Below are 22,917 nucleotides of genomic sequence, written 5' to 3' on the forward strand. Positions count from 1 at the left end.
CGGCGTTGGCGCTGACACCCCTCATCCGTCATGCTCCGCATGACACCTTCTCCCGCAAGGGGAGAAGGAAGAGCGCGCCTACCCCGCCAGCTCCACGCGGGACGGGCAGAGGTCGGCGATGACGCAGGCGGCGCACTTCGGCTTGCGGGCGACACAGGTGTAGCGGCCGTGCAGGATCAGCCAGTGGTGGGCCTTGGGCAGCCAGGCGGCGGGCACGACCTGGTGCAGCTGGTCCTCGACCTTGTCCGGCGTATTGCCGGTGACGAGCTTCAGCCGGTGCGAGACGCGGAACACATGGGTGTCGACGGCGATGGCAGGCTCGATGCCCAGCTCGTTCAGCACGACGCTGGCGGTCTTGCGGCCGACGCCGGGCAGGGCCTGCAGGTCGGCGCGGTTCAGCGGCACCTCGCCGCCGTGCTTCTCGAGCACCAGTCGCGACAGGGCGATGACGTTCTTCGCCTTGTTCCGGTAGAGGCCGATCGAGCTGATGTAGGGGATCAGCCCCGCCTCGCCGAGCGCCAGCATCTTCGCCGGGGTGTCGGCGACCTTGAACAGCCTGTCCGTCGCCTTGTTGACCGAGACGTCCGTGGCCTGGGCCGACAGGGCGACGGCGACCACCAGGGTGTAGGGATCCTGGAAGGTCAGCTCGGTCTTCGGTTCGGGCATGACCCCGGCCAGCCGGGCGAAGATGGCCTCGACCCGGTCCGGATCGGGCGGAAAGCCGGGGATGCGGCGGGGGCGCTTCGCCGGGGCCTTGCGGGCCGTCTTCACGGGCGGGCGGCTCATGCGGCGATCGCCTCCAGCGCCAGACCAGCGGCGCGCTCCCCCTCCAGCCAGGCCCCGTGCGCGGTGCCGTAGAAGCGGGCGCAGGTGGCCTCGCCGGCGATGAACAGCCGGTCCTCGACCGGGGTGCGCAGGCGGGCGCGGTCGCCGGCGCGGCCGGGCCGGGCGTAGGAGAAGGCCCCGCGCGACCAGGGGTCTGCGCCCCAGGCGGAGGTCGACAGCGGCCGCAGCCGCCGGCGCATGGCCGAACCCAGCAGCGACACCAGCTCCTCCTCGGCGAAGGCGTGGGCTGCGGCGGGCCCCTCGACCTCGAGCTGGCGGGCGATGTCGCCGCCGAAATAGGCCTCGATCAGCGCGCGGCCGAAGGGGCGCAGGTGATAGCCGCCGGTGTCGGCGCTGTCGGCGCGGCCCCGGATGTGGCTCTCCGGCGGGAAGTCCTCCGCCCCGGTCACGGCCATGTGGTGCTTGAGGGCGAGGCCCAGGGGCAGGCCCTCGGCCGCCTCCAGCAGGGCCTCGGGAGCCGGGTCGAGGCGCAGGGTCCCGTCGGCGATCAGGGCGGGGGGGACGGTGACGATCACCGCCCGGGCGGTGAGGTTCCCGGCCGGGGTCTGCAGCGTCAGCCGCGCGCCGGACCGGTCGATGCGGCGGACGGGTCGGTCGAAGGCCACGGGCAGCCCGGCCCCGAGGCCCGCGATCAGGGCGCCGAGACCCTGAACGGCGCGCCAGTCCAAGCCGGTGTCGACATAGCCGGCGTAGTCGCGGGCCGAGACCTCGGCGAAGCGTACACCGTTGAGCGCCCCGGACACGGCGTCCATGCGCGCGTTCCAGTAGCAGTCGGCGTCGAACAGGTCGGCGGCCGGCCGGTCGCCCGGTTCGGCGGCAGCGGCCTCGACGCGGGCCTCGAAGGCGGCGAAGGCGGCGCGGAAGTCGGCGCGCTCGGCCCGGCTCAGGTCGACCTCCAGCATCGGCCGGTCACGGGCGGCGGCCGACCATGGCGGCGGGGTGCGGTCGAGGGCGACGCCGGCCGCCTCGGCCAGCGCGGGCAGGGGGCTCTCGTCGGCCGAATGCAGCCAGCCGGCCCCGACGTCGAGGGCATGGTCCTCGCGGCTGACCGTCAGGGTCCGGCCGCCGACCCGGTCGCGCGCCTCGAGGATCAGGAAGGAGGCCCCCGCCGCGGCCAGACGGCGGCCGGCGGCGATGCCCGCCGGGCCGGCCCCGACCACGGCGATGTCGACCTCGTGCGTCATGCGCCGCTTGAAGCGTGGCGCCGCCGCTTCCGCAAGGCTTTCCACGCCCGGGCTCAAGGCTCCAGACCGAAATCGGTCGAGTTGGACGCCGTCCAACTCGGCTCAGATTTCGGTCCGGTTTCAAGCGAGAGCCTGATCCACGGCATCGACGGAATCGCACGGCGATTCCATCTCAACCGATCAGGCTCTATGGACGCAGGACTGTCCCGGAGTTCCCCATGCTGATCCATCTGTCGTCCTGGCCCGAGATCGAGGCGCAACTGGCCGCCGATCATCCGCTCGCCCGCACCGCGGTGGTGCCGATCGGTTCGAACGAGCAGCACGGGCCGACCGGCCTGCTCGGCACCGACTGGATGTGCCCCGAGATCATCGCCCACGCGGCCGAGAGGACCGAGCCCGGTCTGACCGTGACGCCGACCTTCAACATCGGCATGGCCCAGCATCACCTGGCCTTCCCGGGGACCATCACCCTGCGGCCCTCGACCTTCATGGCGGCGATCTCGGACTGGATCTCGTCCCTGTCGCGGCACGGCTTCGAGCGGATCTATTTCCTCAACGGCCACGGCGGCAATGTCGCCTCGATCGAGGCCGCCTTCGCCGAGGTCTGGGCCGAGTGGTCGTACGCGGAGACCCCGCCGCCGATGACCCTGAAGCTGCGCAACTGGTGGGACCTGCCGGGGGTGACGGCCCTGTGCAACCGCCTGTTCCCGACCGGCCACGGCATGCATGCGACGCCGTCGGAGATCGCCGTGACCCAGGCGGCGTACCCGGGCCACATCAAGGCCGCGGCCTACAGCCCGCAGATCGCGCCGACCGGGCCGATCCGCGACGCCCTCGACTACCGCGCCCGCTTCCCGGACGGCCGCATCGGCTCGGACCCGGCCCAGGCCAGTCCGGCCAAGGGGCAGCAGATCATCGATCTCGCCGCCCCGGCCCTGATCGAGGACGTCCGCGCCTTCGCCGGCGAAGCCTTGCCGCAGGGCTGAAAGCGGCCCATCGTCCGGCCCATGACGAACGGGGACAGGCGGCGCGTGCGCCAGGCCGCCAGCAGGGCGGCGGATACGGCCGCCGCCACGGCGGTGGCGCAGGGCGAAATGATGCGGGCCGCCGGCGACGTGGTCGCGGCGCGGCTGGAGATCCTCGTCGCCGGCCTGACCGATCCGTCGAAGGCTGATCCCGCCGAGATGGCCCGGATGGGGCTGGAGAAGGTCGAGGCCGGGGCGCTCGCCGCGGCCGGCGCTTCCGGCAAGCTGGGCGAGGCCGCGGCGCGGGTCGGGGCCTCGGCCCTGACCGAGGCCGGGCTGGCCGGGCGCGCCTTCAGCGCCGCGGCCACGGCGCGCTCGCCGGTCGAGGCCGGCTGGGTGATGATGAGCTACGGCATGGGCTGGTGGGGCCGCGCGGCGGGCGAGGCCGTGCGCCTCAACGCCGCCCTGCTCGACGCCCAGGCCGAGGCGCTGAAGCCCATCCACCGCGCCGCTACGGACAATGCGAAGCGGCTGAAGCGGTAGGCGCTCCGCGGGTGCGGTGAGCGTCGCAAGTTCATCACAGAGAGCACAGCGAAGGCCACAGAGGACACAACGACGTCGCGCGCGGCGGCGCCGGACGCGCCCTTCCCGGTCGATGGCAGATAGGACTGCGCTTCGCGCGCCGCTCTTCCTGCCGTCATCCTCGGGCTTGACCCGGGAGCCGCCCCTCCATCTCGCCGGCTTCGCCGTCGATCCACCTCCCCATTGCATGGGGAGGAGAGGCGCCTTTCCTCCCCACGCAGTGGGGAGGGGGACCGCGAAGCGGTGGAGGGGTCCGGTCGCGAAGCGACCGGGGGGCGGTGGAGGGGCCTACTCCTCCCGCACGAACGCGGCGACGAAGAAGCCGTCGAGGCCGCCCTCGGCCGTCCACAGGGACGGGAGCAGGCGCAGCCAGCCCTCCTTCGTCAGGGCCTCGGCCGGGGCGCCGACGGCGGCGGGGTCGATCGGGGCGGTGCGGAAGGCGGGGGTGCGGCGCAGGAAGGCGATGGCCTGGGTCTCGCCCTCCTCGCGCTCCAGCGAGCAGACGCAATAGACCAGCCGGCCGCCGGGCTTCACGCGGGCGGCGGCGGCGTCGAGCAGCCGGTGCTGCACATCGGCCAGCTTGGCCACGTCGGCCGGTTTCGTCGCGCGCAGCACCTCGGGATTGCGGCGATAGGTGCCGGTCGCGGTGCAGGGGGCGTCCAGCAGCACGGCGTCGAAGGTGCGGGGGTCGTCCCAGTCCTCGGCAGGGACGGCGATGACCTCGGCGGCCAGGCCGGTGCGGGCGAGGTTCTCCGACAGGCGCTTCAGCCGCGGGGCCGAGCGGTCCAGCGCCGTGACGGCCGCGCCCGTGGCGGCCAGCTGCAGGGTCTTGCCGCCGGGGGCGGCGCACAGGTCCAGCGCCGTTTCCCCGGGCCGGGGCGCCAGCACGCGGGCGGGGATGGCGGCGGCGGCGTCCTGGACCCACCAGTCGCCGGCCTCGAAGCCGGGCCAGCCGGCCACGTCGCCCTTGCGGCCCACGCGCACGGTCCCGCCGGGCAGGACCGCGCCCTCCATGGCGGCGGCGAGGGCGGCGGCGTCGACGCCGGGTTTGGCCGACAGGTCGGTCGCCGGTTCGATCCGGCTGGCCTCGGCCAGACCGGCGAAGTCGGCCTCGCCATAGGCGGCCTTCCAGCGGGCGGCGATCCAGTCCGGCAGGTTGCGCTCCGGCGAGGTCTTGCCGGGACCGTCGCGGCCGACGCCGCGCAGCACGGCGTTGACCAGCGCCTTGTAGGGCCGGGTCTTCGCATCCCGCTCGGCCAGCTTCACCGCGGTGGAGACGGCGGCGAAGTCCGGGGTGTCGAGATAGAGCATCTGCGCCAGGCCGATGCGCAGCAGGGTGCGCACCGCCAGCGGCGGGGCGGTCTTGAGCCGGCGGTCGAGGATCTGGTCCAGCTCGCCGAGCCGGCGCAGGGCGACCATGGCCAGGGCCCGGGCGAAGGCGCGGTCGGCCGGGGACAGGCCGGCGACCTCGCGGAACTTCAGCGCCTCGTCGAGGCCGCCGCGCTTCTCCAGCGCCGCATTGAGCAGCACGCCCGCGGCGATGCGGGCCTCCACGCCGGGATCAGTGGCGAGTGGCGAGTGGTGAGTGGCGAGTGGTCGCTTGTCCCCACGCGGGCGCGACGAGGCCCCCGGTCGTGCGGCCCGTTGCCCGCCTCCCGCCTTTCCTCGCCACTGATCACTCGCCACTCGTCACTCCTGTCAGACCGACACCTGCGTCCCGAGCTCGACGACGCGGCCGGGCGGGATGCGGAAGAAGTCGGTGGGGTTGGCGGCGTTGCGCATCAGGAAGATGAACAGCCGGTCCTGCCACAGGGGCATGCCCTGCTGCGCCGAGGCCACCACCGAGCGGCGGCCGAGGAAGAAGCTGGTGGCCATGATGTCGAACTTCAGCCCCTGCTTGCGGCACAGGCCGAGCGCGCGCGGCACGTTGGGCGTCTCCATGAAGCCGTAGGAGATGGTCAGGCGCTTGAAGTCCTCGTTGATCGGCTCGATCACCACCCGCTCGCCCTCGCGCACGCGCGGCTGGTCGAGGGTGCGCACCGTCAGGATCACGTTCTTCTCGTGCAGCACCTTGTTGTGCTTGAGATTGTGCATCAGGGCGACCGGGGCGACGTCCGGATCCGAGGTCAGGAAGATGGCCGTGCCCGGGGCCCGGTGCGGCGGCCGCGCCCGCAGCATCTCGATCAGGTCGGTCAGCGGCAGGCTGTCCTTGCGGGTCTTGTCGGTGAGGATCTGGGTGCCGCGCACCCAGGTCCACATCAGCAGCAGCAGGCCGATGCCGAGCACCAGCGGGAACCACGCCCCCTGCGGGATCTTCAGCAGGTTCGAGGTCATGAACACCAGGTCGATGATGACGAACGGGGTCATGGCCAGGATGGCGACCGGCGTCTTCCACTTCCACAGGTGGCGGATGACGAACCAGGCCAGCAGGCTGTCGACGAACATCGCGCCCGTGACGGCGATGCCGTAGGCGGCGGCGAGGTTCGAGGAGGTCTGGAACAGGGCCAGCAGGAACAGCACCCCGACCAGCAGGGCCGAGTTGACCGCCGGGACATAGATCTGGCCGGCCTGGCTCTCGGAGGTGTTGCGGATGTCGAGGCGCGGCAGCAGGCCCAGCTGCACCGCCTGCTGGGTCACCGAGAAGGCGCCGGTGATCACGGCCTGCGAGGCGATCACCGTGGCCAGGGTGGCGAGGATCAGCACCGGCCAGTAGGCGATCTCGGGGATCATCTCCCAGAACGGATTGAGGCGGGTCTCGGGCTGGTCCAGCACCATGGCGCCCTGGCCGAAGTAGTTCAGCGTCAGGCAGGGCAGGACGATGAACAGCCAGCCGGCGCGGATCGGCGCCTTTCCGAAGTGGCCCATGTCGGCATAGAGGGCCTCGGCCCCGGTGACGGCGAGGAAGACGCTGCCGAGGATGACGAAGCCGAGGAAGCCGTTGTCGATCAGGAAGGCGATCCCGTACCAGGGCGACAGGGCCCGGAGGATCGAGAGATCGTCGAAGATGTGGTAGAGCCCCAGCGCCGCCAGGGTCAGGAACCACAGGGTGGTCAGGGGCCCGAACAGCCGGGCCATGCTGCCGGTGCCGCGGGCCTGGACGAGGAACAGGCCGATCAGGATCCCGGCCGCGATCGGCAGGATGAAGGGATCCACCGCCGGGCCGACGCCGGGCGCCTTGCCCAGTCCCTCGATGGCCGAGAGCACCGACACGGCCGGGGTGATGATGCCGTCGCCGTAGAACAGGGCCGCGCCGCAGACGCCGAGCAGGAAGATCACCGCCGAGCGTCGGCCGGTGGCGTGCTGGGCCAGGGCCATCAGCGCCAGGGTGCCGCCCTCGCCCTTGTTGTCGGCGCGCATCAGGAAGGTGACGTACTTGATCGTCACCACCAGGATCAGGGCCCAGAACACCAGCGAAACCACGCCCAGCACCGCCAGCTCGGCCGTGCCGCCGGAGCGGGAGTGGGCCAGGGCCTCGCGCATGGCGTAGAGGGGGCTGGTGCCGATATCGCCGAAGACGACGCCGATGGCGCCGATCATCAGCGCCCAGAAACCGCTGCGGCCGTGCCCGCCGTCGCCGGCGGCGGCGGGGTGGGGACGCTCGGGCGCGATCTCGGGACCGGCCCGCGGATCGGGTTGAGACGAGGCGGCGGCGCTGCTCTGGCCGTCGCGGGGGGGAGCCCCGACCATGCACTTCCTCCGGGCCCGGGGGAGGCAGGGGCCCAAAACAGCGGCGAGCCTTTAGGCGCTTTCCCCGGGCGCTTCAATCGCGCCCGCGCCGAATCCGTCGCCTCCGATTTGGCGGCGGCGCGCGGGACGCCTATGTTTCCGCATACATTATGTCCGACAGCCAGAGATTTCCCGTCGCCGCCCACGCCCTGGCCTATCTGGCCCACAAGGGCGCCTTTGCGCCTGCGGCGGCGGTGCCCAGCGCGGTGCTGGCGGCCTCGGTGCCGACCAATCCGGTGGTGATCCGCCGCGTCACCGCCATGCTGGCCCGCGCCGGGCTGATCGGCACCCGCGCCGGGGCCAGCGGCGGGGCCTGGCTGCTGCGCGACGCCGCCGACATCCGGCTCGACGAAGTGCTGCGCGCGGTCAACGGCTGCGCCCATCTGGGCTCGCCCCCGGCGGGGGCGGCCGGCTGCCCGGTCGGCCAGCACATCCCGCGTCAGGTGGCGAAGGCGCTGGTCGCCGCCGACGCCGCCGCCGCCGAGGCCCTGTCGCGCATCAGCGTCGCCGACCTGCTGGCGGACGATGCGGAGTCCCTGCGCGGGATCCCCCTGCCCCGACCGCTGCCTGTGGTCGCGTGAGCGCCGCGCCGCGCCGGCTGGCGCTGGTCACCGGGGCTTCGGCCGGGCTGGGGGCGGCCTTCGCCCGCGCCCTCGCCGCCCGCGGCCATGATCTGGTGCTGACCGCCCGCCGTCGCGAGCGCCTGACGGCCCTGGCGGCGGAGCTGGCCAGTCCGGCGGTCACCGTCCATGTGCTGCCGGCGGATCTCGGCGCGCCGGACGGGGTCGCCACCCTGCTGCACGGGCTGGAGGGGCGGGGCCTGTCGCCCGACCTGCTGGTCAACAACGCGGGCTACAGCCGCACCGCCGGGTTCCTCGAGTCCGACTGGCCGGCGCTGGCGGCCGAGCTGGAGGTGCTGGTGCAGGCGCCGCTGCGGCTGGCCCACGCCCTCGCCCCGGCCATGGTCCGGCGCGGCCACGGCCGCATCGTCAATGTCGCTTCGGTGGCGGGCCTGCTGCCGGCGACGGGCGGCGACACCCTCTACGGCCCGGCCAAGGGCTTTCTGATCCAGCAGAGCCGCGGCCTGCACCTGCAGCTGAAGGGGACCGGGGTCCACGTCAGCGCCCTGTGCCCCGGCTACACCCTGACTGAGTTCCACGACGCCAACGGCACCCGCGCGGCGGTCAGCACGGCCTATCCCCGCGCGATGTGGATGACGGCCGGGGCGGTGGTGGAGGCGGGGCTGTCCGGGGTCGAGGCCAACCGCCCCGTGGTGATCCCGGGCGCGCTCAACCGGGTCCTCGCCCTCGTCGCCCGCCTGACGCCGCCCGGCCTGGCCCTGCGCGCGGTGGCCGGCCATGCCCGCAAGCTGGATGTCGCCAATCCCTAGATGTGCGGATCCATTGCCGCGGCCGGCCGTCGCCGCCGCAGCATGTTGAGGCTCTCGACGAGGGCCGAGAAGGCCATGGCGGCGTAGATGTAGCCCTTGGGCACATGCACGCCGAAGCCGTCGGCGATCAGCACCATGCCGATCATCAGCAGGAAGCCGAGGGCCAGCATCACCACGCTCGGGTTCTTCGCGATGAAGTTGGCCAGGGGATCGGCGGCCAGCAGCATCACGGTGACCGCCACGATCACGGCGATGACCATGATCGGCAGGTGGGTGGTCATGCCGATCGCCGTCAGGATCGAGTCGATCGAGAACACCAGGTCCAGAAGGATGATCTGGACGATCGCGGCGCCGGCGTTGCTGATCACCACGCTCTTCTTGTCGAGCAGGTCGTGGCTGGGGGTCGGATCCACCGCGTGGTGGATCTCCTTGGTCGCCTTCCAGACGAGAAACAGGCCGCCGGCGATGAGGATCAGGTCCTTCCAGCTGAAGGCCGTCTCGAACGCCGGCGCGCCATGCTCGCCGATGGCCCCGGTGACGCCGAGATCGAAGACGGTTGCGGTCAGGCCGACCAGCCAGGCGATGATCGACAGCAGGGCGAGGCGCATGACCAGGGCCAGGCCGATGCCGATGCGGCGCACGCGCTGGCGCTGATGCTCCGGCAGCTTGTTCGACAGGATCGAGATGAAGATCAGGTTGTCCACCCCCAGCACCACCTCCATCACTACGAGGGTGACGAGGGCGGCCCAGGCGGCGGGGTCGGTGAGCAGGGCGGCGATGGCGTCCATGGCGGATCCGTAGGGCTGGGGGCTGTGCAGGTCGCGAAACGCGCGAGCGGCGATCAGGCGCCGTCGGCGGCGACGTCGACGACGACGGGATAGTGGTCCGAGATCACCTTGCCGCCGATCGTGTCGGTGAGAACAGCCGAGCGGATCGGCTGCAGGCCGGGGCCGGTGAAGATGTGGTCGATCGGCGCGAGCCCGGGGCCCCGGGTCGCATCGAAGCCGTTGAAGGTCCCCTCGGGGCCGAAGCGGACCGGGGCCGCCTGGCGGGCGTCGCTCAGCCCGGCGGCGATGAGGGTGCGGTAGGGATCGCTGTCCGGGCCGGTGTTCAGATCGCCCATGACGATCCGCAGGGCCGGTCGTCCGTCGACCACCGCGGCCGGCTGCGCGGCGATCCATGCGGCGCAGCGGGCGCGCGCCTCGACCCCGACGTGGTCGAAGTGGGCATTGCGCACATCCAGCACGGTCCGGCTGCGCCGGTCGCGCAGAACCACCCGGGTGACGGTGCGCGGCAGGGCGGCGTCCCAGCCCGGGGAGGGCCGGTCCGGGGTCGGCGAGCACCAGGCCGTCTCGCGCGCCAGCACCTCGAAGCGGTCGCGGCGCCAGAAGATCGTCGTGGTCTCGCCGGCGCCGGCCCCGTCGTCGCGCCCGACGCCGTAGTGGTCATGGCCGCCCCAGGCGGCGGCGAGGGTCGCCACCATGGGCGGCAGGGCCTCCTGCAGGCCGATGACGTCCGCGTCGAGGAAGGCGGTCTGGGCGGCCAGATGCGGGGCCCGCACCGGCCAGGGCGGGTCGTCCGCCGGATTGTCGTAGCGGATGTTGTAGCTGACGAGGCGGAAGGTCGGGGGCGCGTCGGCCACGGCCAGGGCGGGTGGCGGATCGCCCGCGGCGGCCGACAGGGCGATGCCGAGTGAGAGCGCGAGGGCGCACATGAGGGCGGGGGAGGGGCGCATGGGGGCTCCGGGACAGCGGCGGCCACCCCTTATCCTCCCCGTGCGACACTGCGTCGAGGCCGGGGCAGGCCCCGGGGGCCGGGCCGTGTTGCGGGGGGCGGGTACAAGTGCTATCAGGCGCCCGGCTTGCAAGGGCGGGGCTGAAAGGCCGCGCCCCCGGCGTGCTTTCTTCAAGCATAATCAAGCCTTTGGCTGGAGCGAGGGGACTCGCCCCCGGCCTCGTCGCAAACGCATTGGCGGAATGGATCAGGTGGCGGACGAGTTCAGGACGAGCGAAGTCGGCGAACGGTACGCCCGGGCGCTGTTCGATCTGGCGCTGGAGACCGGCGCCCTGGAGGCCGTCCGGGCCGACCTGACGTCGCTGGCGGCGGCGTACCGCGACAGCGCCGACCTGCGTCGTCTGCTGGCCTCGCCGCTGCTGGCCTCGGCCGACCAGGCCCGCGGCCTGACCGCGGTCGCCAAGGCGGCGAAGTTTCACGCCACCACCTGCAACTTCCTCGGCCTGATGGCCCAGGGCGGCCGCGCCCGGGACATCACTGCCGCGATCGCCGCCTTCAACGCCCTCTACGCCCGCCACACCGGCGTCGTCGCCGCCGAGGTGGTGTCCGCCGCGCCGCTGGCCCCCGCCCAGCTGAAGGCGGTCAAGGCCGGCCTGCGCGAGGCGCTGGGCAAGGACCCCGAGCTGACCGCCCGCGTCGACCCGTCCCTGCTGGGCGGGCTGAAGGTGAAGGTCGGTTCGCGGCTGTTCGACGCCTCGCTGAAGACCCGCCTCGACCAGATGAAGTTCGCCCTCAAGCGGGCCTGACCCGCACCCGACCCCGACTGCCGCGCGCCCCGGCGGCGCGACCCGAAGACGAAGAAACAGAGAGCCCGACATGGACATCCGCGCCGCTGAAATCTCGGCCATCCTGAAGTCGCAGATCGCCAACTTCGGCGTTGAGGCCGACGTCTCGGACGTCGGCACCGTGCTGTCGGTCGGCGACGGCATCGCCCGCATCCACGGTCTGGACAAGGTCCAGGCCGGCGAGATGATCGAATTCCCCAAGGCCGGGGTGAAGGGCATGGCCCTGAACCTCGAGCGCGACAACGTCGGCGCGGTGATCTTCGGCGCCGACGCCGCCATCGCCGAGGGCGATGAGGTCCGCCGTCTCGGCGAGATCGTGGACGTGCCGGTCGGCAAGGGCCTGCTGGGCCGCGTCGTCAACCCGCTGGGCGAGCCGATCGACGGCAAGGGCCCGATCCAGTTCACCGAGCGTCGCCGCGTCGACGTCAAGGCCCCGGGCATCATCCCCCGCAAGTCGGTGCACGAGCCGATGCAGACCGGCCTGAAGGCGATCGACACCCTGATCCCGATCGGCCGCGGCCAGCGCGAGCTGATCATCGGCGACCGTCAGGTCGGCAAGACCGCCGTGGCCGTCGACGCCATCCTGAACCAGAAGTCGGTCAACGCGACCGGCGACGAGTCGGCCAAGCTGTACTGCATCTACGTCGCCATCGGTCAGAAGCGCTCGACCGTGGCCCAGATCGTCAAGACCCTCGAGGAGTCGGGCGCGCTGGAATACACCATCGTCGTCGCCGCGACCGCCTCGGAGCCGGCCCCGCTGCAGTTCCTGGCCCCGTTCGCCGGCTGCGCCATGGGCGAGTGGTTCCGCGACAACGGCATGCACGGCCTGATCATCTATGACGACCTGTCGAAGCAGGCCGTGGCCTACCGCCAGATGTCGCTGCTGCTGCGCCGTCCGCCGGGCCGCGAAGCCTATCCGGGCGACGTCTTCTACCTGCACTCGCGCCTGCTGGAGCGCGCCGCCAAGCTGAACGGCGACTACGGCTCGGGCTCGCTGACCGCCCTGCCGATCATCGAGACCCAGGCCAACGACGTGTCGGCCTACATCCCGACCAACGTGATCTCGATCACCGACGGCCAGATCTTCCTCGAGTCCGACCTGTTCTACCAGGGCATCCGCCCGGCGGTGAACGTCGGCATCTCGGTGTCGCGCGTGGGCTCCTCGGCCCAGACCAAGGCGATGAAGAAGGTGGCCGGCACCATCAAGGGCGAGCTGGCCCAGTACCGGGAGATGGCGGCCTTCGCCAAGTTCGGCTCGGACCTGGACGCCACCACCCAGAAGCTGCTGGCCCGCGGCGAGCGCCTGACCGAGCTGCTGAAGCAGCCGCAGTACGCCCCGCTGGCGATGGAAGAGCAGGTCGTGTCGGTCTACGCCGGCACCCGCGGCTACCTCGACGCCATCCCGGTCTCGGCCGTCGGCCGCTTCGAGCGCGAGCTGCTGGCCCGTATCAAGTCCACCAAGGCCGCGCTGCTGGACGGCATCCGCGCCAAGAAGGACCTGACGCCGGAGCTGGAAGCCGAGCTCAAGGCCGTGCTCGACGACTTCGCCAAGACCTTCGCCTGATGATGTCTGTTCACCCCGTCATGGCCGGGCTTGTCCCGGCCACCCATAAGCCCGAGCGGTCGGCGTTCGTCCTCGACCGTCGGCGCGTATGGGTCCCCGGCACAGGGCCGGGGATGACGATCTTCATTTCTGACCTCGGAGCCTGACCCTTGGCCAGCCTCAAGGAAATGCGCAATCGGATCGGAAGCGTGAAAGCCACGCAGAAGATCACGAAGGCCATGCAGATGGTCGCCGCGGCCAAGCTGCGGCGGGCCCAGGACCAGGCCCTGGCCGCGCGCCCGTACGCCGAGCGCATGGCCGCGGTCATCGCCAACCTGGCCGCCGGCGTCTCGGGCGCCGACGCCCCGAAGCTGCTCGCCGGCACGGGCGCGGACAAGAAGCACCTGATCGTGGTGGCCACGGCGGACAAGGGTCTGGCCGGCGGCTTCTCGACCAACGTCGTCCGCGCCGCGCGCGAGCGCATCAACAGCCTGATCGCCAACGGCAAGGACGTCCGCATCGTCGCGGTCGGCCGCAAGTCGCGCGACCAGCTGAAGCGCTTCTACGGCGAGCGGGTGATCCACACCTTCGAGCTGAGCGCGCACAAGACCATCGGCCTGCACGCCGCCCAGCCGATCGCCGAGATGATCGCCGACGAGTTCGAGAGCGGGCGGGCGGATGTCGTCACCCTGTTCTACAGCCGCTTCAAGTCGGTCATCAGCCAGGTGCCGACGCCGAAGCAGCTGGCCCCGACCGCGGTCGAGGCGGACGCCGCCCCGATCGACCTGAACGGCGCGGTCTATGAGTATGAGCCCTCGGAAGAGGCCATCCTCGAGACCCTGCTGCCGCGCAACCTGACGACCCAGGTGCTGGCTGCCCTGTACGAGAACCAGGCTGGCTTCTTCGGCTCGCAGATGGCGGCGATGGACAACGCCACGCGCAACGCCGGCGAACTGATCAACGCCCTGACGCTGCAGTACAACCGCTCCCGCCAGGCCCAGATCACCAAGGAGCTGATCGAGATCATCTCCGGCGCCGAAGCCCTCTGATCCGACCTTACGCCCGACACGATTTTCCGAACGGAAGACCCCGATGACCGACACCGTCGCCCCGAAGAAGACCCCGACCCGCAAGCCCGCCGCCAGGAAGGCCGCGCCCGCCGCCGCCGCGAAGACGACCGCCCCGGCGGCCGCCGTCGCCAACGGCCGCATCGCCCAGGTCATCGGCGCCGTCGTCGACGTCGAGTTCGAGGGCCACCTGCCGGCCATCCTCAACGCGCTCGAGACCGAGAACGTCGACCAGCGCACCGGCCAGCCCTTCCGTCTGGTGCTCGAGGTCGCCCAGCACCTCGGCGAGAACATGGTCCGCACCATCGCCATGGACACCACCGAAGGCCTGGTGCGCGGCCAGCCGGTGACCGACACCGGCAAGTCGATCCTGGCGCCGGTCGGCCCGGGCACGCTCGGCCGCATCATGAACGTGGTCGGCGACCCGATCGACGAGGCCGGCCCGATCCAGACCTCGCTGTTCCGCCCGATCCACAAGGAAGCCCCGAGCTTCGAGGAGCAGTCGACCTCGGCCGAGATCCTCGTCACCGGCATCAAGGTCATCGACCTGATGTGCCCCTACACCAAGGGCGGCAAGATCGGCCTGTTCGGCGGCGCCGGCGTGGGCAAGACCGTGACCATGCAGGAGCTCATCAACAACATCGCCAAGGCCTACGGCGGCTACTCCGTGCTGGCCGGCGTCGGTGAGCGCACCCGTGAGGGCAACGACCTCTATCACGAGATGATCGAGTCCAACGTGAACGTGGACCCGGCCAAGAACAACGGCTCGACCGAGGGCTCCAAGTGCGCCCTGGTGTACGGCCAGATGAACGAGCCGCCGGGCGCCCGCGCCCGCGTCGCCCTGACCGGCCTGTCGATCGCGGAATACTTCCGTGACGAGGAAGGCAAGGACGTGCTGCTGTTCGTCGACAACATCTTCCGCTTCACCCAGGCCGGCTCGGAAGTGTCGGCGCTGCTGGGCCGCATCCCGTCGGCGGTGGGCTATCAGCCGACCCTGGCCACCGAGATGGGCAACCTGCAGGAGCGGATCACCTCGACCAAGAAGGGCTCGATCACCTCGGTGCAGGCCATCTACGTGCCCGCCGACGACCTGACCGACCCGGCCCCGGCCACCTCCTTCGCCCACCTCGACGCCACCACCGTGCTGTCGCGGGACATCGCCGCCCAGGCCATCTTCCCGGCCGTGGACCCGCTGGACTCGACCAGCCGGATCATGGACCCGCTGGTGATCGGCGAGGAGCACTACGCCGTGGCCCGCCGCGTGCAGGAGATCCTGCAGCAGTACAAGGCGCTGAAGGACATCATCGCCATCCTCGGCATGGATGAGCTGTCGGAAGACGACAAGCTGGTCGTGGCCCGCGCCCGCAAGATCCAGCGCTTCCTGTCGCAGCCCTTCTTCGTGGCCGAGCAGTTCACCAACCAGCCCGGCAAGTTCGTCGAGCTGAAGGACACCATCCGCTCGTTCAAGGCCATCTGCGACGGCGAGTACGACCACCTGCCGGAAGCGGCCTTCTACATGGTCGGCGCCATCGAGGAAGCGGTCGAGAAGGCCCAGAAGCTGGCCGAGGCGGCGTAAGTGGCCGGCAAGCTCTCCTTCTCCCTGGTCGCCCCGGAACGCGAGGTCTTCGCCGGCCTCGTGGACCAGGTCGACGCGCCCGGCGTCGAGGGCGACTTCGGCGTCCTGCCGGCCCATGCGCCCTTCATGACCGCCCTGCGCGAGGGCGCGGTCACCGTGTTCGACGGCGGCAAGCGCCGGGTGTTCGAGGTCAAGGGCGGTTTCGCCGACGTCAACGCCCAGGGGCTGACCATCCTGGCCGAGGAGGCGACCGAGGTCAGCGCGTAAGGCGCGGCTTCGGCGGACAGATCAGGGCGCGGGCTGCGGAAACGCGGTCCGCGCCTTTTCTGCGTTTGGGGATGGTCTTCAAGAGATCACAGCGAGCACAGCGGCGTGGCGGCGCTGTAGCGGCTTTGGCTTGATGGAGACGACTCTCCTCCCCCTCGCAGAGGGGGAGGGGGACCACGCGCAGCGTGGTGGAGGGGGCGAGGGACAGAGCGCGAGTTCAAGGGGCCGTCGCGCCGACCCAAAGCCCTCCCCCTCGAGGGGGGAGGGTTGGGGTGGGGGTGAACCTACGGCGCGTCAGGATGTGCACTGGAGGCGGGACCGCCTCAGGCGCACGATCCCGTACAGGCGGCGCACTCACCCCCATCCCCGGCCCTTCCCCCCTCGAGGGGGAAGGGAGAGATGAGCTTAGGCCCGACGCCGTCCGCCCTCAGGCCAGGGCCTTGAGGGCGTCCACCAGGTCGGTGCGTTCCCAGCTGAAGCCGCCGTCGGCGTCGGGGGCGCGGCCGAAGTGGCCGTAGGCGGTGGTGCGGGCGTAGATCGGCTTGTTGAGGCCCAGGTGCTTGCGGATGGCGCGCGGGGTGGCGCCGCCGATCAGCTTCGGCAGCTCGACCTCGAGCACCGCCTCGTCGATCTTGCCGGTGCCGTGCAGGTCGACGTGCACCGACTGGGGTTCCGCCACGCCGATAGCGTAGCTGAGCTGGATGGTGCAGCGGTCGGCGAGGCCGGCGGCGACGACGTTCTTGGCCAGGTAGCGGGCGGCGTAGGCGGCCGAGCGGTCGACCTTGGTCGGGTCCTTGCCGGAGAAGGCGCCGCCGCCATGCGGGGCGGCCCCGCCGTAGGTGTCGACGATGATCTTGCGGCCGGTCAGGCCGGAGTCGCCGTCCGGGCCGCCGATCTCGAACACGCCGGTCGGGTTGATGTGCCAGACGGTCTCGTCGGTGATGAAGCCCGGCGGCAGCACGCGCTCGACCACCGGCATGACCACCGCCGCGACCTGGCGCTGGGTCGCGCCCTTCGCGTGCTGGGTCGAGACCACGATCGAGGTGGCCCGCACCGGCCGGCCGTGCTCATAGGCCAGCGACACCTGGCTCTTGGCGTCCGGCTCGAGGATCGAGCCGCCGGCGTGGCGCAGGGCGGCGAGCTCCTTCAGGATGTTGTGGCTGTACTGCAGGGTGGCCGGCATCAGCTCCGGCGTCTCGTTCGAGGCGTAGCCGAACATGATGCCCTGGTCGCCGGCGCCCTCGTCCTTGGTCTCGGTGGCGTCGACGCCGACGGCGATGTCCGCTGACTGGCCGTGCAGGAAGTTGGAGAAGGCGAAGGTCTCCCAGTGGAAGCCGTCCTGCTCGTAGCCGATGTCCTTCACGGCGGCGCGGACGAGGCGCTCGATCTCGGCCTCCACGCCCGGGGCCCAGCCGTCATTCTCCCAGATGCCCTTGCCGCGGATCTCGCCGGCCAGCACCACCCGGTTGGTGGTGGTCAGGGTCTCGCACGCCACCCGCGCCTCGGGATCGCGGCCGAGGAAGAAGTCCACCACCGTGTCGGAGATGCGGTCGGCGACCTTGTCGGGGTGCCCCTCGGACACGCTCTCGGAGGTGAAGACGAAGGAGGAACGGCTCACGGATAGCTCCAGCGCTGCGATGGCGACCGCCATGTGTGGTCCGGACATATAAAGATATACTTATATGTTCAAGCGAGCAGGGGCGGCGCGGGCCCGATGAGGGGCGCCGGCAGGGTCGCGGGCAGGTGGCGGCCGGAGGCGGCGACCAGCGCCTGCACCACCGCCCGGGCCTGCGCCGGGGCGTCGCCGAGGGCGGCCAGGGCCTCGGCCCGGCGGCGCTGACGCTGCGTCTCGTCGAAGGCCGCGGCCGGATTCTTGGCGTAGCTGCGGAACAGGGGCCCGGCGACCACGGCGGCGATGTCGGCGGGGTCCAGCGGCAGGCCGAACAGGGCCGCGGCGGCGGTCAGGGCCCCGGCCGGATCGGCGAACAGGGTGTCGGCGTCGAGGCTGCGGCGCGGGCCGCCCGCCGCCAGCAGCCGGGCGTAGACGCGCATCTGGCCCAGCCACAGCCAGGCGGCGCGGCTGACCGGATCGGGGGCGGGCAGGGGGCCGGCCTCGGCGGTCAGGGGGCCGGCCAGCTCCTGCGTCACCGCCGTCACCCAGCCGCGATGGTTGTCGCTCCGCAGCACGGCGGCCAGATAGGCCTCCAGCGGGAAGTAGAGGCAGATCACCGGCGCCTGCGGCTGGCCGGCCAGCAGGGCCTCGGCGGCGAAGTTGACCGGCACATTGGCCTTGACCACCGTCGGCGCGGCGGGGGCATAGCGGCGGCCCAGGGTCAGGGCCGCCAGCCGCAGGGGCTCGATCTGGCCCGCCGCCGCCGCCACCGCCGCCTGGCGCAGGGCCAGCGGCTCGCGGATCACCAGCGGGGCGCTCGCCGCCCCCGGCGTCGGCCCCTCCAGACCGCGCGCCAGCAGGGTCGAGCCGCAGTGGGCCACGTGCAGGATCCAGGCGCAGGGGGTCGGGGCGTGGCCGGCGGTGGCCGCCGCCAGCGGGCCGAGCGGGACCGTCCGCGCCTCGCGGCTGCGCGGCTGGATGCGGCCGTCGCAGAAGATCGAGCGGGCGTAGGCGGCCCGGTCCATCGGCAGGAACACCGCCCGGTCCGCCTCGAAGGCGAACAGCAGGTGATCGGGCGAGCGCAGCAGGTCGGCGAGGGCGAGCGCGGGCGCGGGCGTTGGGGCGGCGGCCATGGGGCGATGTTGGCACGCCCGCGGCGCCGCCGCTATGGTGCCCGCCACGACCGGAGGACAGACGTTTGACCACCCTTCTGGCGCCGGCGCCGGACCGGCCCTGGGCGCAGCTCGAGGCCGCTCCGGGCGAGACGGTCGACGGGCTCGACGACGCGGCGCTGATGACGACCTATCGCGCCCACGGGGCCGTGCTGCTGCGCGGCTTCGACGTCGACCTCCCCGCCTTCGGGCGGCTGGTGCAGCGGCTGTGCAGCGGCTCGGTGTTCAACGAGAGCCCGGACCGGCAGCTGCTCGACCCGGCGGCCAACATCCAGTCGGTCAACGGCGGCGCCGACGCCTTTCCGCTGCACCCGGAGCTGTCGCGCGAGCCGTGGAAGCCGGACCTCTGCGCCTTCGGCTGTCTGCAGGCCCCGGTCGAGGGCGGCGAGACCACGGTCTGCGACGGCGTCGCCCTGGCCGCGGCCTTGCCGGCCGAGGTGCGCGCGGGCCTCGCCCGGGAGCGGCTGCTGTATGTCCAGCCGGCCACGCCGGAGGCGCTGCGCTTCTGGCTGGGGACGGAGACCCCCACGGACGCCCAGCTGGCCCGGCCGCCGGCGGGCTGTCCCTACCGCTTCGTGCGCGCCGGGGCGCGGATCATGCGCGCCTTCACCCGGCCGGCCCTGCACCGGCCGATGTTCCATGAGGGCCCGGCCTTCGGCAATTTCCTGCTGTTCGCGCGCGACTATCTGGGGCGGCAGGGCTTCCCCGCCCTGTCGACCGGCAAGCCCGTGCCGGAGGCCTGGCTGGACGCGGTGCGCGCCGCGGCCGAGCCCCTGACCGTGCCGGTGGCCTGGCGCCGCGGCGACCTGCTGCTGCTCGACAACACCCGCTTCATGCACGGCCGCCGCGCCATCGCCGACGTTCACGGCCGGCTGATCGCCTCCTTCTTCGGCTATCTGAGGGACGCCCTGCCGGACCCGGAAGAGCCCGCCGCCGCGCCCTGGCGCACCGGCCGCTTCATCCCGCCGCATCGGGCGGCCGCGGACGGCGGACGGAGCGCGCCGGACGTGTGAGGGGGGCGCTGATCTGCGCCGAGCTGGGCGCGCCCCCGTTCGCGCTCTTCTTCGATGGAGCGGGGCTCTCCCCCCGGGCGCGGGGTAAGCAGGGGCCAGGTCGCCTCACCATCGGCCCGTTCCGGGATGTTGAACCGCTGCAGCCTGCCCAAAGGCCCGGCTACGATCCGCGCTTTGGTGTGTTGGCGGTCCCGTCAGTCGGAAAATGTTCCCGGCGGTGCGAGTTCCAGCACCTGGGCGATTGGGCCCGACAGGGCCTCCCGTGTCGGGTTGGGTGCGCCCGTCGCGGTTTCGACAGCAGCGATCGCCACGGCAAGCCGGGCGTCCGCGGTCTTGACGGCATGGTGTTTCAGGACGTCAGTCTGCGCCCGGATGGACCGCAGGGCCTGATGCGGATCGCTGTCGAACTGCTTCAGGGATGACGCCAGAATGCGCATCGCCTGATCCCGCACCATGGCTGGTGTGGTTCGGGCCGAGACGTCGGATCGGCGCTTAAGCGGGCCTGAGTAGGCATCCGCGTTGAAGCGGCGCCGATCCGGGCCGATGTAACCCACCGCCTCGATCCAGTCCCGATTTCGGGTTGCGACCATCTCGATGCGCTTCAGCACATCTCCCGAGCTGAAGGGCTTGCGGACAAACTCGTGGACACCCGCATCTCGCGCGCCCGTGATGGCGCTCGCCGTCGCCTCTCCGGTCGCCATTATGATCGGAGCGCGCCGACACTCCAGATTGGACCGCCGCAGCCGACGCGTGAATGATTCTCCGCTCAACCGCGGTCCGGCGTGCTCCACAAAAATGAGGCCGGGTTCAAGGTCGAAGCAGACTTCCAGCGCCCGCTTCTCGTCGGGCTCGACCACGATCTCCTTGCCGCCCAGGCCACGCAGGAGGTCGACAATCAGCCGGGCAGAGGCGGCATTCGGATCAACGACGAGCGCCCTGCGCACCATTGCCGCGATCTTCGCCGCGCTCTTCAACGCACTTCCAGACGCCATATCCCTCCACCCCTGCCGCATCCCCCGACGGGCGGCGCGCAGATGTCCAAAAGCCGTCATTACGTCAAGGGGGCGGTGACGCTGCTCTTGGGGGTGTGACAGCGACGCATGAGGGGCTGACGAAGACTCAGCCAGGCGCGTCCATAAGGCGCTTCGATAAGAAGTATAAGTCGCCCTGATGATGGGCGGAATCATGGCAACCGAAGCACGCGGAGCGGGAAGGGGGCGATTTTCTGGCGCAGCCAGAATTAGAAACGACTAAATGTCTGACCTTTCGTGGCGCGACATCTTGCCTTTTGCTGGGCGGCTGGCGGCAAACTCGTGGCTCAACGTGTCAAAGCACGGTCTTCACGAAGTCTGGCAACGGCTGATTAACCGGCTCTCGCCTACGCGTAACGCTGTTTCGGAGAAGGCGAATATGTTTGGAAAGCCGAGCAGGGACTGCGCTGCCACTCTGGAGGCGCTGGAGCGTTCCCTCGCCGTCATCGAGTTCGACCCGAGCGGCAAAATCCTGCGGGCCAACGCCAACTTCTGCGAGGCCATGGGCTACCGGATCGAGGAGATCGTCGGACGGCGCCATCGCATGTTCGTCGATCCTCAGGAGGCTTCCGGCCCAGACTACGCCGATTTCTGGGCCAGGCTCGGCCGCGGGGAGTTCGATCGGCGGGAGTACAAACGGCTCGCAAAGGACGGTTCAGTCGTGTGGATCGAGGCGTCCTACAATCCCGTCCTCGGAACGCACGCACGGGTGAAGAAGGTCGTCAAGGTCGCGACCGTCCGGACAGCTGAAAAGGAACGCGAACTCGAAACCGCGGCGCGCATGGCGGCCATTGATCGGGTCCAGGCTGTCATCGAGTTCACGCCCGACGGCCGCATCCTCGGGGCGAATCATAACTTCCTCAGCGTCATGGGCTATCGGCTGGACGAGATCGTCGGCCAGCACCACAGCATGTTTGTCGAGCCCGAGTTCGTCAGGTCGGCCGAATATGGGGCTTTCTGGCAGAGACTGGCGGCCGGAGAGTTCTTTGCCGCCGAGTTCCAGCGGCGGGGCAAGGGTGGGAAGCTGGTCGAGATCCAGGCGTCCTACAATCCGATCTTCGACTCGGCGGGCAAGGTCGTAAAGGTCGTCAAGTTCGCGACCGAAACCGGCCGCATGCGGGCGGCGCGGCAAATCGCGGACGGCCTGTCGAAGCTCGCCTCCAAGGAGTTGACGGTCCGCATCGATGGCGAAATCGACCCCTCATTCGAGCAGGTCCGGAACGACTTCAACGCCGCCCTGACCACGCTTGAAACGACCCTTGCCGCGATCCGGTCGTCTGCAGGCCAGGTTGAGGGGGCGTCGGCGGAGATCGCCAGAGCCGCCGAGGACCTCGGTCGGCGTACCGAGCAGCAGGCCGCGAGCCTTGAGCAGAGCGCGGCCGCCCTCGATGAGATCACCGCCACGGTGCAACGCTCGGCTGAAGGGGCTTCCCAAGCGGCCAATGCGGCTTCCGAGGCCAGAAAGAAGGCCGAGGTCTCCGGGCAGGTCATGCGCAACGCCGTGGCTGCGATGTCGGAAATCCAGGCGTCGTCGGCGAAGATCGGCGACATCATCGGGGTGATCGACGAGATCGCCTTCCAGACCAACCTGCTGGCGCTCAATGCCGGGGTCGAGGCGGCTCGGGCGGGCGAGGCGGGTCGCGGCTTCGCCGTGGTGGCCTCCGAGGTGCGCGCGTTGGCCCAACGCTCGGCAGAGGCGGCCAAGGAGATCAAGACGCTCATCACCACGTCGGGTGATCAGGTGAAGAGAGGTTCGCATCTGGTCAGCGAGACCGGCGAGGCCCTGGGCGCAATCGTCGCCGCCATCGCCCACATCGATACGCTGGTGGGGGAGATCGCGGCGTCGACCAAGGAACAGGCCAGCGGCATGTCCGAGGTCAATGCCGCCGTGAATCAGATGGATCAGGTCACTCAGCAGAACGCAGCCATGGTGGAGCAGGCGACCGCCGCCGCCGCGAACCTGAGAATGGAGGCGGCCAACGTATCGAGCCTGGTGGCGCAGTTCGCGCTGCGGGAAGCCGCCGCCAGTATGCCGCGCGGGATGCCGGACGCCGCCAGCCCATCAGAAAGCCGCGCCGCGAATCCTGTCCATCGCGCACAGGCTCGCGTGGCCGCCTACGCCCAGGGCGGTGGTCGCTCGGCAGCCCCGCAGTGGGAAGAGTTCTGACCGGGTTCCACGTCAGAGGCTGTCGAAGCTGTCCTTCCACGCGCCCGGCGACGACGGCGAGCCTTTCAGGCGGCCCCGGCGAACATCTGAATTTTCCTGGAAAAATGGTGCCGCTTGCGTGACTCGAACACGCGACCCCCTCATTACGAATGAGGTGCTCTACCGGCTGAGCTAAAGCGGCCCGGTGGGAAGGCCGG

20 protein-coding genes and 1 tRNA gene are annotated in these 22,917 nt (G+C 71.0%); 11 read left to right on the forward strand and 10 right to left on the reverse strand.

What is annotated here, in order from left to right; genetic code table 11:
* Positions 1 to 78: 78 nt before the first annotated feature.
* Positions 79 to 786 (reverse strand): endonuclease III, encoded by a 708-nt coding sequence (gene nth / locus VGN74_RS09170; RefSeq protein WP_327447360.1) that lies wholly within the window; start codon positions 784 to 786, stop codon positions 79 to 81.
* Positions 783 to 2,075: an NAD(P)/FAD-dependent oxidoreductase gene (locus VGN74_RS09175; RefSeq protein ID WP_327447362.1), complete on the reverse strand. Its 1,293-nt coding sequence runs from the start codon at positions 2,073 to 2,075 to the stop codon at positions 783 to 785. Before VGN74_RS09175 ends, nth begins: the two co-directional genes overlap by 4 nt.
* A gap of 173 nt (positions 2,076 to 2,248) precedes the next feature.
* Here VGN74_RS09175 and VGN74_RS09180 point away from each other — a divergent pair, with 173 nt between their 5' ends.
* Entirely contained in the window at positions 2,249 to 3,016 is a 768-nt protein-coding gene (locus VGN74_RS09180; RefSeq protein ID WP_327447364.1) for a creatininase family protein, read from the forward strand.
* A 21-nt stretch (positions 3,017 to 3,037) separates the two neighbouring features.
* Complete coding sequence (locus VGN74_RS09185; RefSeq protein ID WP_327447366.1) at positions 3,038 to 3,538, forward strand: phasin; 501 nt, start codon at positions 3,038 to 3,040, stop codon at positions 3,536 to 3,538.
* Between the two features lie 327 nt (positions 3,539 to 3,865).
* Here the strand turns inward: VGN74_RS09185 and VGN74_RS09190 are convergent, their stop codons facing one another.
* Positions 3,866 to 5,131: an RsmB/NOP family class I SAM-dependent RNA methyltransferase gene (locus VGN74_RS09190; RefSeq protein WP_327447368.1), complete on the reverse strand. Its 1,266-nt coding sequence runs from the start codon at positions 5,129 to 5,131 to the stop codon at positions 3,866 to 3,868.
* 144 nt (positions 5,132 to 5,275) lie between these two features.
* Positions 5,276 to 7,264 carry a potassium transporter Kup gene (locus VGN74_RS09195; RefSeq protein WP_327447370.1) on the reverse strand — a complete coding sequence of 663 codons (1,989 nt, stop codon included), beginning with the start codon at positions 7,262 to 7,264 and terminating at the stop codon, positions 5,276 to 5,278.
* Positions 7,265 to 7,413: 149 nt separating this feature from the next.
* Between VGN74_RS09195 and VGN74_RS09200 the strand changes: the two genes are divergently transcribed.
* Positions 7,414 to 7,884 (forward strand): Rrf2 family transcriptional regulator, encoded by a 471-nt coding sequence (locus VGN74_RS09200; RefSeq protein WP_327447372.1) that lies wholly within the window; start codon positions 7,414 to 7,416, stop codon positions 7,882 to 7,884.
* Entirely contained in the window at positions 7,881 to 8,693 is an 813-nt protein-coding gene (locus VGN74_RS09205; protein ID WP_327447375.1) for an SDR family NAD(P)-dependent oxidoreductase, read from the forward strand. Before VGN74_RS09200 ends, VGN74_RS09205 begins: the two co-directional genes overlap by 4 nt.
* On the opposite strand, the gene VGN74_RS09210 is transcribed toward VGN74_RS09205, so the two are convergent.
* Both VGN74_RS09210 and VGN74_RS09215 read right to left on the reverse strand, forming a co-directional pair.
* Entirely contained in the window at positions 8,690 to 9,481 is a 792-nt protein-coding gene (locus tag VGN74_RS09210; protein WP_327447377.1) for a TerC family protein, read from the reverse strand. The genes VGN74_RS09205 and VGN74_RS09210 overlap by 4 nt on opposite strands.
* A 53-nt stretch (positions 9,482 to 9,534) precedes the next feature.
* On the reverse strand, positions 9,535 to 10,428 hold the full coding sequence (locus tag VGN74_RS09215) for an endonuclease/exonuclease/phosphatase family protein (RefSeq protein ID WP_327447379.1): 894 nt from the start codon (positions 10,426 to 10,428) through the stop codon (positions 9,535 to 9,537).
* A 250-nt stretch (positions 10,429 to 10,678) separates the two neighbouring features.
* Between VGN74_RS09215 and VGN74_RS09220 the strand changes: the two genes are divergently transcribed.
* The 5 genes from VGN74_RS09220 to VGN74_RS09240 all read left to right on the forward strand — a co-directional run bounded on the left by VGN74_RS09220 (position 10,679) and on the right by VGN74_RS09240 (position 15,725).
* Positions 10,679 to 11,233 (forward strand): F0F1 ATP synthase subunit delta, encoded by a 555-nt coding sequence (locus VGN74_RS09220; protein ID WP_327447720.1) that lies wholly within the window; start codon positions 10,679 to 10,681, stop codon positions 11,231 to 11,233.
* Positions 11,234 to 11,303: 70 nt separating this feature from the next.
* Positions 11,304 to 12,836: a F0F1 ATP synthase subunit alpha gene (gene atpA, locus VGN74_RS09225; protein WP_327447381.1), complete on the forward strand. Its 1,533-nt coding sequence runs from the start codon at positions 11,304 to 11,306 to the stop codon at positions 12,834 to 12,836.
* A gap of 149 nt (positions 12,837 to 12,985) precedes the next feature.
* Complete coding sequence (locus VGN74_RS09230; protein WP_327447383.1) at positions 12,986 to 13,864, forward strand: F0F1 ATP synthase subunit gamma; 879 nt, start codon at positions 12,986 to 12,988, stop codon at positions 13,862 to 13,864.
* A gap of 43 nt (positions 13,865 to 13,907) precedes the next feature.
* Positions 13,908 to 15,458 (forward strand): F0F1 ATP synthase subunit beta, encoded by a 1,551-nt coding sequence (atpD, locus tag VGN74_RS09235; protein WP_327447386.1) that lies wholly within the window; start codon positions 13,908 to 13,910, stop codon positions 15,456 to 15,458.
* Entirely contained in the window at positions 15,459 to 15,725 is a 267-nt protein-coding gene (locus tag VGN74_RS09240) for an ATP synthase F1 subunit epsilon (protein ID WP_327447388.1), read from the forward strand.
* Between the two features lie 427 nt (positions 15,726 to 16,152).
* On the opposite strand, the gene metK is transcribed toward VGN74_RS09240, so the two are convergent.
* Together metK and VGN74_RS09250 are read right to left on the reverse strand one after the other, a co-directional pair.
* The gene (metK, locus tag VGN74_RS09245; protein WP_327447390.1) at positions 16,153 to 17,343 is read right to left on the reverse strand and encodes a methionine adenosyltransferase; all 1,191 of its coding nucleotides are present in this window, start codon (positions 17,341 to 17,343) and stop codon (positions 16,153 to 16,155) included.
* Positions 17,344 to 17,411: 68 nt separating this feature from the next.
* A complete protein-coding gene (locus tag VGN74_RS09250) occupies positions 17,412 to 18,470 on the reverse strand; it encodes a hypothetical protein (RefSeq protein WP_327447392.1) in 1,059 nt (352 codons plus the stop codon).
* Positions 18,471 to 18,535: 65 nt separating this feature from the next.
* Between VGN74_RS09250 and VGN74_RS09255 the strand changes: the two genes are divergently transcribed.
* Positions 18,536 to 19,522, forward strand: a complete 987-nt coding sequence (locus VGN74_RS09255; RefSeq protein WP_327447394.1) for a TauD/TfdA family dioxygenase — start codon at positions 18,536 to 18,538, stop codon at positions 19,520 to 19,522.
* A gap of 194 nt (positions 19,523 to 19,716) precedes the next feature.
* Here the strand turns inward: VGN74_RS09255 and VGN74_RS09260 are convergent, their stop codons facing one another.
* A complete protein-coding gene (locus VGN74_RS09260; protein WP_327447396.1) occupies positions 19,717 to 20,496 on the reverse strand; it encodes a response regulator in 780 nt (259 codons plus the stop codon).
* A gap of 280 nt (positions 20,497 to 20,776) precedes the next feature.
* Here VGN74_RS09260 and VGN74_RS09265 point away from each other — a divergent pair, with 280 nt between their 5' ends.
* On the forward strand, positions 20,777 to 22,720 hold the full coding sequence (locus VGN74_RS09265) for a methyl-accepting chemotaxis protein (protein WP_327447398.1): 1,944 nt from the start codon (positions 20,777 to 20,779) through the stop codon (positions 22,718 to 22,720).
* A 105-nt stretch (positions 22,721 to 22,825) separates the two neighbouring features.
* Here the strand turns inward: VGN74_RS09265 and VGN74_RS09270 are convergent.
* Positions 22,826 to 22,901, reverse strand: a tRNA-Thr gene (locus VGN74_RS09270).
* Positions 22,902 to 22,917: the final 16 nt, after the last annotated feature.

Source organism: Brevundimonas sp., assembly GCF_035998205.1.
Taxonomy (GTDB): domain Bacteria; phylum Pseudomonadota; class Alphaproteobacteria; order Caulobacterales; family Caulobacteraceae; genus Brevundimonas.